Source organism: Lentzea sp. NPDC092896 (assembly GCF_044754905.1).
In the GTDB taxonomy this organism is placed as follows: Bacteria; Actinomycetota; Actinomycetes; order Mycobacteriales; family Pseudonocardiaceae; genus Lentzea.
The window spans coordinates 276,783-290,655 of the sequence record NZ_JBIVPX010000002.1 but is presented as its reverse complement, the minus strand read 5'-3'; the positions used below and the strand labels follow the sequence as shown (position 1 = coordinate 290,655).

General features: G+C 69.1%; 10 protein-coding genes. 9 read left to right on the top strand and 1 reads right to left on the bottom strand.

Translation table 11 applies throughout. From position 1 onward, the window contains the following. The first annotated feature begins 1 nt into the window (after position 1). The 3 genes from ACIQF0_RS12760 to ACIQF0_RS12750 all read left to right on the top strand — a co-directional run bounded on the left by ACIQF0_RS12760 (position 2) and on the right by ACIQF0_RS12750 (position 2,809). Positions 2–1,378, top strand: coding sequence for a GH1 family beta-glucosidase (locus ACIQF0_RS12760; protein ID WP_401028431.1), 1,377 nt, complete (start codon positions 2–4; stop codon positions 1,376–1,378). After that, positions 1,375–2,397 carry a LacI family DNA-binding transcriptional regulator gene (locus tag ACIQF0_RS12755; RefSeq protein ID WP_401028428.1) on the top strand — a complete coding sequence of 341 codons (1,023 nt, stop codon included), beginning with the start codon at positions 1,375–1,377 and terminating at the stop codon, positions 2,395–2,397. The genes ACIQF0_RS12760 and ACIQF0_RS12755 overlap by 4 nt, the downstream gene beginning before the upstream one ends. 79 nt (positions 2,398–2,476) lie before the next feature. Continuing rightward, the gene (locus ACIQF0_RS12750) at positions 2,477–2,809 is read left to right on the top strand and encodes a hypothetical protein (RefSeq protein WP_401028425.1); all 333 of its coding nucleotides are present in this window, start codon (positions 2,477–2,479) and stop codon (positions 2,807–2,809) included. A gap of 3 nt (positions 2,810–2,812) precedes the next feature. Here the strand turns inward: ACIQF0_RS12750 and ACIQF0_RS12745 are convergent, their stop codons facing one another. Continuing rightward, positions 2,813–3,370 (bottom strand): NADPH-dependent FMN reductase, encoded by a 558-nt coding sequence (locus ACIQF0_RS12745; RefSeq protein WP_360035362.1) that lies wholly within the window; start codon positions 3,368–3,370, stop codon positions 2,813–2,815. An 87-nt stretch (positions 3,371–3,457) separates the two neighbouring features. On the opposite strand from ACIQF0_RS12745, the gene ACIQF0_RS12740 reads away from it, so the two are divergent. The 6 genes from ACIQF0_RS12740 to ACIQF0_RS12715 all read left to right on the top strand — a co-directional run bounded on the left by ACIQF0_RS12740 (position 3,458) and on the right by ACIQF0_RS12715 (position 13,866). Beyond that, positions 3,458–4,057 carry a TetR/AcrR family transcriptional regulator gene (locus ACIQF0_RS12740; RefSeq protein WP_401028422.1) on the top strand — a complete coding sequence of 200 codons (600 nt, stop codon included), beginning with the start codon at positions 3,458–3,460 and terminating at the stop codon, positions 4,055–4,057. Positions 4,058–4,179: 122 nt separating this feature from the next. Then, positions 4,180–6,744, top strand: a complete 2,565-nt coding sequence (locus tag ACIQF0_RS12735) for a glycoside hydrolase family 9 protein (protein ID WP_401028419.1) — start codon at positions 4,180–4,182, stop codon at positions 6,742–6,744. Between the two features lie 180 nt (positions 6,745–6,924). Further along, positions 6,925–8,010, top strand: a complete 1,086-nt coding sequence (gene chvE / locus ACIQF0_RS12730; RefSeq protein WP_093589882.1) for a multiple monosaccharide ABC transporter substrate-binding protein — start codon at positions 6,925–6,927, stop codon at positions 8,008–8,010. 27 nt (positions 8,011–8,037) lie between these two features. Continuing rightward, positions 8,038–9,540 carry a multiple monosaccharide ABC transporter ATP-binding protein gene (mmsA, locus tag ACIQF0_RS12725; protein ID WP_360036062.1) on the top strand — a complete coding sequence of 501 codons (1,503 nt, stop codon included), beginning with the start codon at positions 8,038–8,040 and terminating at the stop codon, positions 9,538–9,540. Continuing rightward, positions 9,540–10,754, top strand: coding sequence for a multiple monosaccharide ABC transporter permease (gene mmsB / locus ACIQF0_RS12720; protein ID WP_401028415.1), 1,215 nt, complete (start codon positions 9,540–9,542; stop codon positions 10,752–10,754). The genes mmsA and mmsB overlap by 1 nt, the downstream gene beginning before the upstream one ends. Positions 10,755–10,830: 76 nt before the next feature. Next, entirely contained in the window at positions 10,831–13,866 is a 3,036-nt protein-coding gene (locus ACIQF0_RS12715; RefSeq protein WP_401028413.1) for a family 43 glycosylhydrolase, read from the top strand. The last annotated feature ends 7 nt before the right edge of the window (positions 13,867–13,873 follow it).

Genomic DNA, 13,873 nt, shown 5'->3' with positions numbered 1-13,873 from the left:
AATGGAGAACATTCTTTTCCCACAGGGTTTTCTGTGGGGTGCCGCGACCGCGGCGTTCCAGGTGGAAGGTGCGACCGACGTGGACGGCCGCACCGACTCCATCTGGGACGAGTTCTGCCGGCAGCCCGGCAAGGTCGTGGGCGGCGACTGCGGTGAACCCGCCGCCGACCACTACCGGCGGTTCGAGCAGGACGTCGCCATGATGGCGGACCTCGGACTCAAGGCGTACCGGTTCTCGATCGCCTGGCCGCGGGTGCGGCCGGACGGCGGGAAGGTCAACCAGGCGGGGCTCGACTTCTACAAGCGGTTGATCGACTCGCTGCTGGCGCACGACATCGCGCCGTGGCCCACGCTGTACCACTGGGACCTCCCGCAGAAGCTGGAGGAGACCGGCGGCTGGGCGAACCGCGACACCGCGTTCCGGTTCGCCGACTACGCGGCCGCCACCGTCGAGGCGCTCGGTGACCGCGTCGGCACCTGGACGACGATGAACGAGCCGTGGTGCTCGGCCTTCCTCGGCTACGCGGGCGGAATCCACGCACCCGGTCGCACCGAGCCCGCGGCGGCGGTCGCCGCGGTGCACCACCTGCTGCTCGCGCACGGGCTCGCGGCCGACACCATCCGCGCCGCCCAGCCGGACGCCAAGGTGGGCATCACGCTCAACATGTACCCGATCATCCCCGTGGATCCCGGCAACCCGGCGGACCTCGACGTCGCGCGCCGGCTCGACGGGCTGCAGCAGCGGATCTTCCTGGACCCGTTGCTGCGCGGTGAGTACCCGGCCGACATCGTCGCGGACCTCGAACCGTTCGGGTTCAGCGAGCACGTCAAGGACGGCGACCTCGGCGTCATCTCGGGTCCGATGGACATGCTCGGCGTCAACTACTACACCGAGCACTACGTCAGCTCCACGCCCAACGGGGAGACCGGTCCGTCGCCGTGGGTCGGTGTGCAACACGCGTCGTTCCCGCCGCGGGACGCCCCGATGACCGACATGGGCTGGGAGGTCAGGCCGGACGGGCTCACCGCCGTGCTGATGCGGGTGCACCAGGACTACCCGCGGCTTCCGTTGTACATCACCGAGAACGGCGCCGCGTTCCGCGACGACTTCTCGGGTACCGGCGCGATCGACGACGTGGACCGCACCGGTTTCATCGCCTCCCACCTTCGGGCCGCCCACGCGGCCATCGAGGCGGGCGTCGACCTGCGCGGCTACTTCTGCTGGTCGCTGCTGGACAACTTCGAGTGGGCAGAGGGATACGCGAAGCGGTTCGGCATCGTCCACGTCGACTACGACACCCAGATTCGCACGCCGAAGATGAGTGCGAGGTGGTACAGCAGGGTGGCGCGCGACAACGCGCTGGTCGCCGTCTCATGACGGAAGGCAGGAGTCGCCGCCCCGGCCCGCGCATCGAGGAGGTCGCGCGCGTGGCCGGGGTGTCGAAGTCCACCGTCTCCAGGGTGATCAACGGCGAGAAGTACGTGAGCGAGCGGTCGCGCCAGGCGGTGCACCGCGCGATCGCGCTGCTCGGGTACAGCCCGAGCCACGCCGCGCGCACCCTGGCCGGCAGCAGGGCGAACGCGATCGCGCTGGTGATCTCCGAGCAGGGCAGCCGGGTGCTCGCCGACCCGTTCTTCGCCCAGATGCTGCGCGGGGTGCACGCCGAGCTCGCGGGGCGGCACGTGCAGCTCCTGCTGATGATGAACCGGCCGCACGACGGCGAGGACCAGGTCGCGTACCTCACCGGTGGGCACGTCGACGGCGCCCTCGTGGTGAGCCTGCACGGCGACGACCCGCTGCCCAGGACGTTGCACGAGACGGGGCTGCCCATCGTGGTGGGCGGCCGTCCGCTCGCGGGCGGCTCCGTCCCGTTCGTCGACGCCGACAACTTCAACGGCGCGCTGGGAGCCGTGCGGTTCCTCATCTCCCTGGGCCGCGAGAAGATCGCCACGATCGCGGGGCCGCACGACATGGCGGTCGGCATGGATCGCCTGAGCGGCTGGCGGTGCGGGCTCGCCGAACACGGCATGCCGGTGGAACTCGTGGCGCACAGCAGCGACTTCACGCCCGAGAGCGGTGCGCTCGCGATGGAGGAGCTGCTGCTCAGAGCACCTGATCTCGACGCCGTCTTCGTGGCGGCGGACATCATGGCGCTGGGCGCGTTGCGGGTGCTCCAGGCGCGCGGCTACCGGATCCCGGACGACGTCGCGGTGGTGGGGTTCGACGACTCCGTGCTCGCCGCGACGGCCGTGCCGCCGCTCACCACCGTGCGACAGGACGTGGAGGGGTTCGGCCGGACCATGACCTGGCGGCTGCTGGCCGAGCTGGCCGGTGAGGAGAAGCTGCCTCAGTCCATGCTGCTGCCCACGTCGCTGGTGCGCCGGGCGAGCGCCTGATCACGCTTGCATTCATCCCGGAAGTAATCGCCCGGAATCCTGAACCAGTGCCCCCACCAGGCCGTATTACGACGTACCAGTGAGAGACGGGCGGGGGTTGCGGATGCAGGCGGGCCGATTCTTCGACGAGTCACCGGACGATCCGGAACTGCCGGAAACCGCGATCCTGCGCGTGCTGTGGATGACCGCGCAGGGAATGGTGTGGCCGTGGCTGCTGCAGAGCATGTGCCGCCGGGACGCGATCAGGCAGGCGCTGGAGGCCGAGCTGATCACGGCACCCGTCGGTGACCACCTCGGCTACCACATCACCGACGCGGGGCGGCGCCGCATCGAGGACTGGTACCAGGACAACCGTCCGGGCACCGGTCCCCACGACGACGCGAAGGAGTGGCGCGCCGTCACGATGCGCTGAGCGTCAGACGGTCGCGGCCGTGCGACCGGCCAGGCCCTCGATGACCGCGGCCAGCTTCTCGGTGACCTCCGGGTCGTCGACCGGGTGCAGCTCGGCGAAGCGGATCACGGAGCTGGGGATCGACAGGGTCAGGTCCTCGGCGGGTACGCCACCGGCGATCTTGACGGCCTTGCGCGCCTCGTCCTGCGCCCACACGCCGCCGTACTGGCCGAACGCGGTGCCGACGACGGCGACGGGCTTGCCGGACAGGGCGCCGGCGCCGTACGGACGCGACAGCCAGTCGATGGCGTTCTTCAGCACGGCCGGAATGGTGCCGTTGTACTCGGGCGACACCAGCAGCAGCGCGTCAGCCTGCGCGGCGGCCTCCCGCAGCTCGGCCGCGGCGGCGGGCACGGTGCCCTCGGCGTCGATGTCCTCGTTGTAGAACGGAACGGTCCCCAGGCCGTCGAACACGCCGATCTCGACGTGCTCCGGCGCGATCTGGACCGCGGCCTCGGCGAGCCTGCGGTTGTGCGAGCCCGCGCGAAGGCTGCCGACGAGCGTGAGGATGCGGACGGTCATGGCGCGACTCCTGAGTACACGGTGTGGTTGAACGACTACCACCCTAAACGGGACGCGTCCCGTTTATCTTCCGTCTAGGCTTCGGAGGTGATCGACGGCACATCCGTCCCGCTGACCGGGCCGGGGACGAACCTGCGCGCGGACGCCGTGCGCAACCGTGCCCTGCTGCTCGAAGTCGCGACGCGCATCGCGACCGAACGAGGCGCCGCGGCGATCACGATGGAGACCGTGGCCTCAGCAGCGGGCGTCGGCAAGGGCACGGTGTCGCGGCGCTTCGGCGACCGCAACGGACTGCTGCGGGCGTTGCTGGACCAGTCCGAGATCCGGTTCCAGGAGGCGTTCCTGAGCGGCCCTCCACCGCTCGGACCGGGCGCCGACGCCGCCACGCGGCTCAGGGCGTTCGGCCCGGCCCTGCTGCGCCACGAGCGCGAGCACCGCGACCTCTACCTGGCGGCCGAACCACCGCCGGACCGCCGCTTCGCGGTCCCGGCCGACCAGCTGCGCCACCGGCACCTGGTCGTGCTGCTGCGCGAACTCCTCCCCGGCGCCGACGTCGAACTGCTCGCCCACACCCTGCTCGCCTCGATCGACGTCGTCCTGGCCGACCACCTCGTGCGTGACCACGGCATGTCACCCGAGCGGCTCGAAGCCGGGTGGCACGGCCTCCTCGACCGACTCCTGGGCTGACCTCCGCGTCGAATCGTCCGTCGAATGCCGCAGAGGGCTTGCCGCCGTCTGCCGACTCGCCCTACGGTCGCTCTGGGAGCGCTCCCAGACATTCGTCAACGTGGACGGAGAACCTCACGCTCATGAGATCCCCACGCCTGCTCGCCACGACCCTGCTCGTGGCGCTCGCCGCGTTCCCGCTCGCGGCACCCGCCGCCGCGGCGGACTACGAGCGCGTGCTCAACGGAACGTTCGACAGCGGCTCCCCCGATCCGTGGTGGAGCGGCGCCGGGGTGACCAACCGGGTCACCGGCGGCGAGTTGTGCGCGGCGGTCACCGGTGGCACGACGAACCCGTGGGACGCGCTGATCGGCCAGAACGGCGTTCCCTTCGAGACCGGCCAGTCCTACACGTTCTCGTTCGACGCCCACGCCACGATCGCGCAGCCCGTCACGGCCGCCGCGGGCGAGAGCGTCAGCCCGTACCGCGGGATCGCGAGCCAGCAGTTCACACTCTCCCCCGAGAAGCAACACTTCTCGTTCAGTTTCACGTCCACTTTGGACTTCCCCGACGCGGGCAACGGCCAGGTCGCGTTCCAGCTGGGCGGTCAGGCGGCGGACAACACGATCTGCGTGGACAACGTCTCTCTGGTCGGCGGCGTGAAGCCGCCCGGTGGCGTCAATCCCAACCCTGCCAAGAAGGTCCAGGTCGACCTGGTGGGGTACGTGCCGGGTCTGCCCAAGCGCGCCACCCTCGTCTCCACGGCCACGACGCCACAGACGTGGACGCTCAAGAACTCCGCGGGCACGGCCGTCGCCACCGGCCAGAGCACGCCGAAGGGCGCGGACGCCACGTCCGGCGACTCGGTGCACCAGATCGACTTCTCGTCGTTCGACACGGCCGGCACCGGCTACACGCTGTCCGTGGGCGAGGACAGCAGCTTCCCGTTCGACATCTCGGCCGACCCGATCAAGCGGCTGCGCTACGACTCGCTCGCGTTCTTCTACCACCAGCGCAGCGGCACTCCGATCGAGGCGCAGTACGTCGGTGACGAGTACTCCCGCCCCGCCGGTCACGTCAACGTCGCGCCCAACCAGGGCGACAACAACGTGCCGTGCCGCGCCGACCTCGCGTGCGGTTACACGCTCGACGTGCGCGGCGGCTGGTACGACGCGGGCGACCACGGCAAGTACGTGGTCAACGGCGGCATCGCGGCCTGGCAGTTGCTCAACTCCTACGAGCGGGCCACCCGCGTCGGTGACGCGTCCGCGTTCCGCGACGGCACGCTCGCCATCCCGGAGAAGACCAACGGCGTGCCGGACCTGCTCGACGAGGCGCGCTGGGAGGTCGACTTCCTGCTGAAGATGCAGGCACCGGACGGCATGGCGCACCACAAGATCCACGACGCGAACTGGACGGCCCTGCCGACCCGGCCCGAACTGGACGACCAGCCGCGCCGGCTGTCCGCGACCAGCACCGCCGCGACGCTGAACCTGGCCGCGGTCGCCGCGCAGGCGTCCCGGCTGTGGAAGGGCATCGACGCCACGTACTCGGCCACTTTGCTCACGGCGGCGCGCAAGGCTTACACGGCCGCCAAGGCGAATCCCGCCAAGCTCGCCGACCCTAACGACGGCACCGGCGGTGGCGCGTACAGCGACGACACCGTGAGCGACGAGTTCTACTGGGCGGCTTCGGAGTTGTACGCGACCACTGGCGACAGCGCCTACCGGACCGACGTGACCACCTCGCCGCACTACAAGGCGGCGAGCCTGAGCAGGGCCGGCTTCCACTGGGGCGGCACGGCCCCGCTGGGTGACATCACGCTCGCCCTGGCACCCAGCGGACTGCCCGCCGCGGACGTCTCGGCGATCAAGGCCGCGTTCGCGACCGTCGCGGACCAGCACCTGACCGCCATGGCGGGGATGGGCTACGCCGCGCCGTACGACAACAGCACGGCCGGGTACGTCTGGGGTTCGAACTCGTCGGTGCTGAACAACGCCCAGGTGCTCGCACTCGCCCACGACTTCACCGGTGCCGCCAAGTACCGCGACGGCGTGTTCGAGGCGCTGCACTACGTGCTCGGCCGCAACCCGCTGAGCACCTCGTACGTGGCGGGCTACGGCGACCAGGCGATGCGCAACGCCCACCACCGGTTCTGGGCGAACCAGAACGACCCGACGCTGCCGATCGCGCCGCCCGGCTCGTTGTCCGGCGGCCCGAACAGCGCGCTGCAGGACCCGGTGGCGCAGCGGTTGCTCGTCGGCTGCCCGCAGCAGAAGTGCTGGGTGGACGACATCGGCGCGTACTCGGTGAACGAGGTCGCGGTGAACTGGAACTCCGCGCTCGCCTGGGTGTCGGGCTGGGCGGCGGAGAAGTCCGGGACCACCACGCCGAAGCCGGACTGCGAGGTCGGCTTCACCGCCGGCCGGTGGCCCGACGGCCTGTCCGCACAGGTGAAGATCACCAACACCGGCACCGCCGCGTGGACGTCGTGGAAGCTCGGGTTCGCGTTCCCCGGCACCCAGAAGGTCACCGCCGGGTGGTCGGCGACGTGGAGCCAGACCGGGCGTGACGTGACGGCGGCCAGCATGCCGTGGAACGGGCAGGTCCAGCCGGGCCAGACCATCCACATCGGATTCAACGGCTCCGGCTCCGGAGCCGACCCGGCCGCCTTCACCATCAACGGGAAGACCTGCAAGAAGGCCTGACCGAACCAGGGATGCGCCCGCTGTCACCTCGGTGGCAGCGGGCGCTCGGCGTTTACGACGTCTGTGAGCGCTAACAGGAACTACCTGCTGTTATCCAGATGAAACTTGACGGGCATGTTGTTAGCGATAACACTCGCCGCCTACAGCACTGTTGCCTGTCGGTGACATCGAGGAGAAGCAATGAGGCTTGCCAGGATCGCGGCCACCACCGCACTCGCCGTCACCCTCGCCGCCTGTGGTTCGGCGCAGAAGACGGTCGACCAGCAGACGAGCTCCAGCGAGGGTGCGCTGGTGGGCGTCACCATGCCGACGCGGTCGTCCGAACGCTGGATCCACGACGGCGACAACATCAAGAAGGCCCTGGAGGGCAAGGGGTACAAGGTCGACCTCCAGTACGCGGAGAACGACATCCCCACCCAGGCCAACCAGATCGAGAACCAGATCACCAAGGGCGCCAAGCTCCTGATCGTCGCCTCGATCGACGGCACCGCGATCACCTCGCAGCTGCAGCAGGCCGCCGACGCGAAGATCCCGGTGATCGCCTACGACCGGCTGATCCGCAAGAGCCCGAACGTCGACTACTACGCCACTTTCGACAACTTCAAGGTCGGCGTGGAGCAGGCCAACTCGCTGCTGGCCGGTCTGAAGACCAAGGGCGAGGGCCCGTTCAACGTCGAGCTGTTCGCCGGCTCACCGGACGACAACAACGCCACGTTCTTCTTCAACGGCGCCATGTCCGTGCTCCAGCCGCTCGTCGACCAGGGCAAGCTCGTGGTGAAGTCGGGCCAGAAGGACTTCAAGACCGTCGCGATCCTGCGCTGGGACCCCGCCACCGCGCAGAAGCGCATGGAGGACCTGCTCACCTCGACCTACGGCGGTGCCAAGGTCGACGGCGTCCTGTCCCCCTACGACGGCATCTCGATCGGCATCCTCTCCGCGCTGCGCAGCGGCGGCTACGGCTCGGCAGGCCAGGCCTACCCGATCGTCACCGGTCAGGACGCCGAGGTCGCCTCGGTGAAGTCGATCATCGCCGGTGAGCAGTACTCCACGATCCACAAGGACACCCGCCTGCTCGCCGACGTCACGGTGAAGATGGCCGACGCGGTGCTCAAGGGCGGCAAGCCCGAGGTCAACAACACCAAGGACTACGACAACGGCAACAAGGTCGTGCCGTCGTTCCTGCTCCAGCCCGTCCCCGTGGACAAGGCGAACTACCAGAAAGAGCTGATCGACTCCGGTTACTACACCGCCGACCAGCTCAGGTAACTCGACGTGTCCGACGACATCCTGGTGATGCGCGGCATCACCAAGAGGTTCGCGGGTGTCACCGCGCTGCACGAGGTCTCGTTGACCGTGCGGCGCGGTGAGATCCATGCGATCTGCGGAGAGAACGGCGCGGGCAAGTCCACGCTGATGAAGGTGCTGTCCGGGGTCCACCCGCACGGCACGTACGACGGCGACATCCTCTTCGAGGGCGAGCCGTGCGCGTTCGACGGCATTCGCGACAGCGAGCGCCGCGGCATCGTGATCATCCACCAGGAGCTGGCGCTGTGCGGCCAGCTCTCCGTTGCGGAGAACCTGTTCCTGGGCAACGAGAGGTCCCGGCGCGGGTTCATCGACTGGAACCGCACCAACCACGAGGCCCAGGCGCTGCTCGACCGCGTCGGACTGCGGGCGAACCCGACGGCCCCGGTGAACGACCTCGGCGTCGGCAAGCAGCAGCTCGTCGAGATCGCGAAGGCGCTGTCCAAGGAGGTCAGCCTCCTGATCCTGGACGAGCCGACGGCCGCGTTGAACGACGACGACTCCCAGCACCTGCTGGACCTGCTCGAAGGCCTGCGGGACGAGGGCATCACCTCGGTGATCATCTCCCACAAGCTGGGCGAGGTCACCAGGATCGCCGACACCGTCACGGTGCTGCGCGACGGGAAGACCATCGAGACGTTGCCCGCCAAGGGACTCAGCGAGGAACGCATCATCTCCGGCATGGTCGGCCGCGACCTCGAGCACCGGTTCCCGCCGCGCACGCCCGACATCGGCGAGGAGGTGCTGCGCATCGAGGACTGGACGGTGCACAGTCCCGCCCAGCCGGACCGGGTGGTCGTCGACAACGCCACGTTGTCGTTGCGGCGCGGGGAGATCGTCGGTCTCGCGGGCCTGATGGGCGCGGGCCGCACCGAACTCGCGATGAGCGTCTTCGGCCGTTCGTACGGCGTCGGCATCTCCGGGCGCGTGGTCAAGGACGGCCAGGAGATCGACACGCGCACCGTGCGCGGCGCGATCCGGCACGGCCTCGCGTACGTGAGCGAGGACCGCAAGAAGTACGGGCTCAACCTGATCGAGGGCGTGCAGCGCAACGTCTCCGCGGCGGCGCTGGGCAAGCTCGCGAACCGCGGGTGGGTGAACGAGAACGAGGAGTACACCGTCGCGGAACGGTTCCGGAAGTCGATGGGCATCAGGACGTCCGCCGTGTCGACGGTGACCGGCACGCTCTCCGGCGGCAACCAGCAGAAGGTCGTGCTGGCGAAGTGGATGTTCACCGACCCGGACGTGCTGATCCTCGACGAACCGACGCGCGGCATCGACGTCGGCGCGAAGTACGAGATCTACTCGATCATCAACGAGCTCGCCGCCCAGGGCCGCGCGGTGCTGGTGATCTCCTCGGAGCTGCCGGAGCTCCTCGGCCTGTGCGACCGCGTGTACGCGCTGTCGGAGGGCCGCATCACCGGCGAGGTCACCCGTGCAGAGGCGACGCAGGAACGCTTGATGCAGTACATGACGCGAGGACAGAGCTGATGACCACGAAGATCGCGCCCGCTCCCGCCGCCGCCCCTCCGGCCCAGCCCCGGCGGTTCTCGATCAACCCGCGGCAGTCGGGCATCTACGTCGCGTTCGCGTTGATCGTCGTCCTGTTCGCGGTGCTGACCGACGGCGCCCTGCTGCAACCGCAGAACATCTCGAACATCATCGTGCAGAACTCCTACGTGCTGATCCTCGCGATCGGCATGATCCTGGTGATCATCGGCGGGCACATCGACCTGTCGGTCGGCTCGACCGTGGCGCTGACCGGGGCGATCTGTGCGGTGCTGACCGTCCAATGGGGACTGCCGTGGCCGGTGGCGGTGCTGCTGACGCTGCTCTCGGGCGCGTTGATCGGCGCCGCGCAGGGCTACTGGATCGCGTACTTCGGCATCCCGGCGTTCATCGTCACGCTGGCGGGCATGCTGGTGTTCCGCGCGCTCACGCTGACGACGCTGGGCAACCAGGGCATCGGGCCGTTCCCGGACGAGATCCGCTCGCTGGCGAACGGCTTCACGGGCGGCTACCTCGGCAACGTCGCTCTCGGCCCGCTCGGCGGCGCCGACCTGGTGAGCCTGCTCGCCGGCCTGACGTTCGTGGCCGGGTTCGCGTTGTCGCAGTGGCGCAAGCGCGCGGCCCGGCTCGGCTACGGCCAGGTCGTCGAGCCGATGCCGGTGTTCATCCTCAAGATCGTCGGCGTCGGTGTCGTCGTGATGGCCGTCGTGGTGCAGCTCGCCCGGTTCCGCAACCTGCCGTGGGTGCTGGTGCTGCTCGCGGCGCTCGCGCTCGGCTACTCGCTGATGGCCGGAAACTCCGTGTTCGGACGGCACATCTACTCGATCGGCGGCAACCTGCAGGCCGCCACGCTGTCCGGCGTGAAGGTCAAGGCCGTCACGTTCTGGGTGTTCGTGAACATGGGCGCGCTGGCCGCGCTGGCCGGCGTGATCTTCGCCGGTCGGCTCAACCAGGCGGGCCCGACGGCGGGCATGTCGTTCGAGCTGGACGCCATCGCGGCCGCCTTCATCGGCGGTGCGGCGGTGCAGGGCGGCGTCGGCAAGGTCGTCGGCGCCATCACCGGCGGCCTGATCATGGGCGTGATCAACAACGGCATGTCGCTGATCGGCGCGCCCAGTGAACGCGTGATGCTCGTGAAGGGTCTCGTCCTGCTCGCGGCGGTCGCCTACGACGTGTGGACCAAGCGCCGCGCCTGAAATCCCCTCTCTCCACCCCGGAAGGCGAACAACAACGATGTTGTTATCCCTGCGCCGTTTCGGCCTCGTGGTGGCCATGTCGGCTGCCCTGGTCCCCATCACCCCGGCCGCCGCCGAACCGCTCGTGCGGACAGCGGCGAACGCGCTGGACGTCCCGAACCTCGACGATGTCCGCGGGAATCTCACCCTCCCCGCGACCGGCGAGAACGACACGACCATCACGTGGAAGTCGTCCAACGCCAAGGTGATCACCGCGACCGGTGAGGTGAGCCGCCCTCCTGCGGGCGGCAAACCCACCAAGGTCGTGCTGACGGCGAAGGTGAGCCGTGGGCAGCAAAGCGCCACCCGCGCGCTCACCGCCACCGTCACGCCGCTGCCCGTCAAGGAACCGCTGGCGGGCTACAGCTTCTTCTACTTCACGGGTGAAGGCAGCCCGATCGGCGAGCAGATCTACGCCGCCGCCAGCAACGGGAACAACCCGCTGGACTTCTCCGAGGTCAACGGCGGCCAGCCGGTGCTGAAGTCCAGTCTCGGCGAACTGGGCGTGCGCGACCCGTTCATCCTGCGCTCCCCCGACGGCGACAAGTTCTACCTGCTGGCAACGGATCTGAAGATCAACGGCGGACGGGGCTGGGACGCGGCGCAACGCAGCGGCAGCCGGTCGATCATGGTCTGGGAGTCGACGGATCTCCGGAACTGGTCGCGCCAGCGCAGCGTCCAGGTCTCGCCGCCGACCGCGGGCAACACCTGGGCACCGGAGGCGTTCTGGGACGCCCAGCGCGGCAGCTACGTCGTCTACTGGGCCTCGAAGCTCTACGCGGAGACCGATCCTGGCCACACCGGCGACAGCTACAACCGGATGATGTACGCGACCACGCGCGACTTCGTGACGTTCAGTCCGGCGAAGGTGTGGATCGACCCCGGTTACTCGGTGATCGACTCGACGGTCATCGAGCACAACGGCACCTACTACCGGTACACCAAGGACGAACGGAACAACTCGTCGTCCTCGCCGTGCAGCAAGTACATCACCGCGGAGAAGTCGGCGGACCTGCTGAACCCGCGGTACGACTTCGTCGCCGAGTGCATCGGCAAGGCCACCTCGACCAGTCCGGGGCTGAGCGCCGGTGAGGGCCCGACCGGGTTCAAGTCCAACACCGAGAACAAGTGGTACCTGTTCATCGACGAGTACGGCGGCCGCGGCTACGTGCCGTTCGAGACCACCGACCTGGCCTCCGGCAAGTGGACCATGTCCACGGGCGCCCGCCTGCCCACCTCTCCGCGCCACGGCACGGTGCTCCCGGTGACGCAGGCCGAGCTGACCAGGCTCACCGCTCCCCCGGCTCCCGTGAAGGCCGACGCGCAGGGCCTCGTCGCGCACTGGCCGCTCAGCGGTTCCGCCGCCGACGCCACCGGGCACGGCTACGACGGCGTGCTCGCCGGCGACGCCACCTGGTCCGAGGGATCCCTGTCGCTCAAGGGCGGACACGTCCAGCTGCCGAACAACATGCTGACGGGCGCTCCGGCCGCCACGATCTCCGCGGACGTGCTGGTGGATCCGGCCCAGCAGACGCCGTACTTCCTCTACGGGTTCGGCAACACCGCGCCGAACGGCGTCGGCAACGGCTACCTGTTCAGCACCGGCGACGGCTATCGCGGCGCGATCGCGACCGGCAACTGGACGACGGAGCAGGGCGTGAACTCCGGTCGCGCACTGCCGCGCGGGGTCTGGAAGAACGTGACGCTGACCGTCGGCAACGGCGTGGAGGTGCTCTACCTCGACGGCGTCGAAGTCGCGCGGAACACCGCCGTCACCATCAGGCCGTCCGACCTCGGCGGTGGCATCACGGCGGCCAACTACCTGGGCAGATCCGTGTACGCGGCCGACAGGACGTTCCTCGGCAGGATGAAGGACGTCCGCCTCTACAACCGGGCGCTCGCGAGCACCGAGGTGGCCGCGCTGCCGTTCAACGCGACGCTGATCCGGTCAGTCGCGCACAACTCGCTCAAAGCACCCGCGGTCATCGAACCGGGCAGCGTGGTGCTGCCCGTGCGGCCGGGCACCGACCTGCGCCGGATCCAGCTCGACTTCGGCCTCGCTCCGGGCGCCTCGATCACTCCCAGCGGCCCGGTCGATCTGCGCTCACCACGGCAGTTCACCGTGAGGCTGGGCCGGGAGAGTCGCGTGTGGACGGTCGAGGCGCACGAGATGCGCAGCCCCGTGCTGCCCGGCCTGAACGCCGATCCGAACATCGTCGCGTTCGGCGACACCTACTACATCTACGCGACCACGGACGGCTTCGACGGCTGGAGCGGCACGAAGTTCTCCGCGTGGTCGTCGAAGAACCTGGTCGACTGGACGGACGAGGGCGTCATCCTCGACCTCGGTCCCGGGGTCAGCTGGGCGGACCGCAACGCCTGGGCGCCGACGATCGCCGAACGCGACGGGAAGTACTACTTCTACTTCTGCGCCGAGGCCAAGATCGGCGTCGCGGTGAGCGACTCCCCGACCGGCCCGTTCGTCGACTCCGGTCAGCCGCTGATCGCGCGCAACCCTACCGGTGGCGGCCAGGCCATCGACCCGGCCGTCTTCATCGACCGCTCCGGACAGCCCTATCTGTACTGGGGAAACGGCGAGGCCTACGTCGTACCGCTGAACAGTGACATGATCTCCTATGACTCGGCCAAGATCTCCCGGCTCACCGGGCTGACGGACTTCCGGGAGGGCCTGTTCATGGTGGAGCGGAAGGGTACGTACTACCTGAGCTGGTCGATCGACGACACCCGCAGCGAGGACTACCGCGTCGCCTACGCGACCGCGCCCAGCCCCACCGGCCCGTTCACGAACCGCGGCCTGATCCTGGGCAAGGACCTGAAGCTCGGGGTCAAGGGCACCGGGCACAGCTCGATGCTGCAGGTGCCGGGCACCGACGACTGGTACCTCGTGTACCACCGCTTCGCCATCCCCGGCGGGGACGGCACGCACCGCGAGACCACGATCGACAGGATGAGGTTCGGCCGCGACGGCTCCATCGTCCCGGTCACGCCGACCCTGGAGAGCGTCGCACCACAACGGATCCGGCCGCAGCACTGCCGGGCCCTGATCAACTGACCCGAGG

Bases quoted from the DNA above. Each gene is read 5' to 3' on its own strand.
- ACIQF0_RS12760 (WP_401028431.1), top strand. From the start codon at position 2: ATGGAGAACATTCTTTTCCCACAGGGTTTTCTGTGGGGTGCCGCGACC.
- ACIQF0_RS12755 (WP_401028428.1), top strand. From the start codon at position 1,375: ATGACGGAAGGCAGGAGTCGCCGCCCCGGCCCGCGCATCGAGGAGGTC.
- ACIQF0_RS12745 (WP_360035362.1), bottom strand. From the start codon at position 3,370: ATGACCGTCCGCATCCTCACGCTCGTCGGCAGCCTTCGCGCGGGCTCG.
- ACIQF0_RS12735 (WP_401028419.1), top strand. From the start codon at position 4,180: ATGAGATCCCCACGCCTGCTCGCCACGACCCTGCTCGTGGCGCTCGCC.
- chvE (WP_093589882.1), top strand. From the start codon at position 6,925: ATGAGGCTTGCCAGGATCGCGGCCACCACCGCACTCGCCGTCACCCTC.
- mmsA (WP_360036062.1), top strand. From the start codon at position 8,038: ATGCGCGGCATCACCAAGAGGTTCGCGGGTGTCACCGCGCTGCACGAG.
- mmsB (WP_401028415.1), top strand. From the start codon at position 9,540: ATGACCACGAAGATCGCGCCCGCTCCCGCCGCCGCCCCTCCGGCCCAG.
- ACIQF0_RS12715 (WP_401028413.1), top strand. From the start codon at position 10,831: ATGTCGGCTGCCCTGGTCCCCATCACCCCGGCCGCCGCCGAACCGCTC.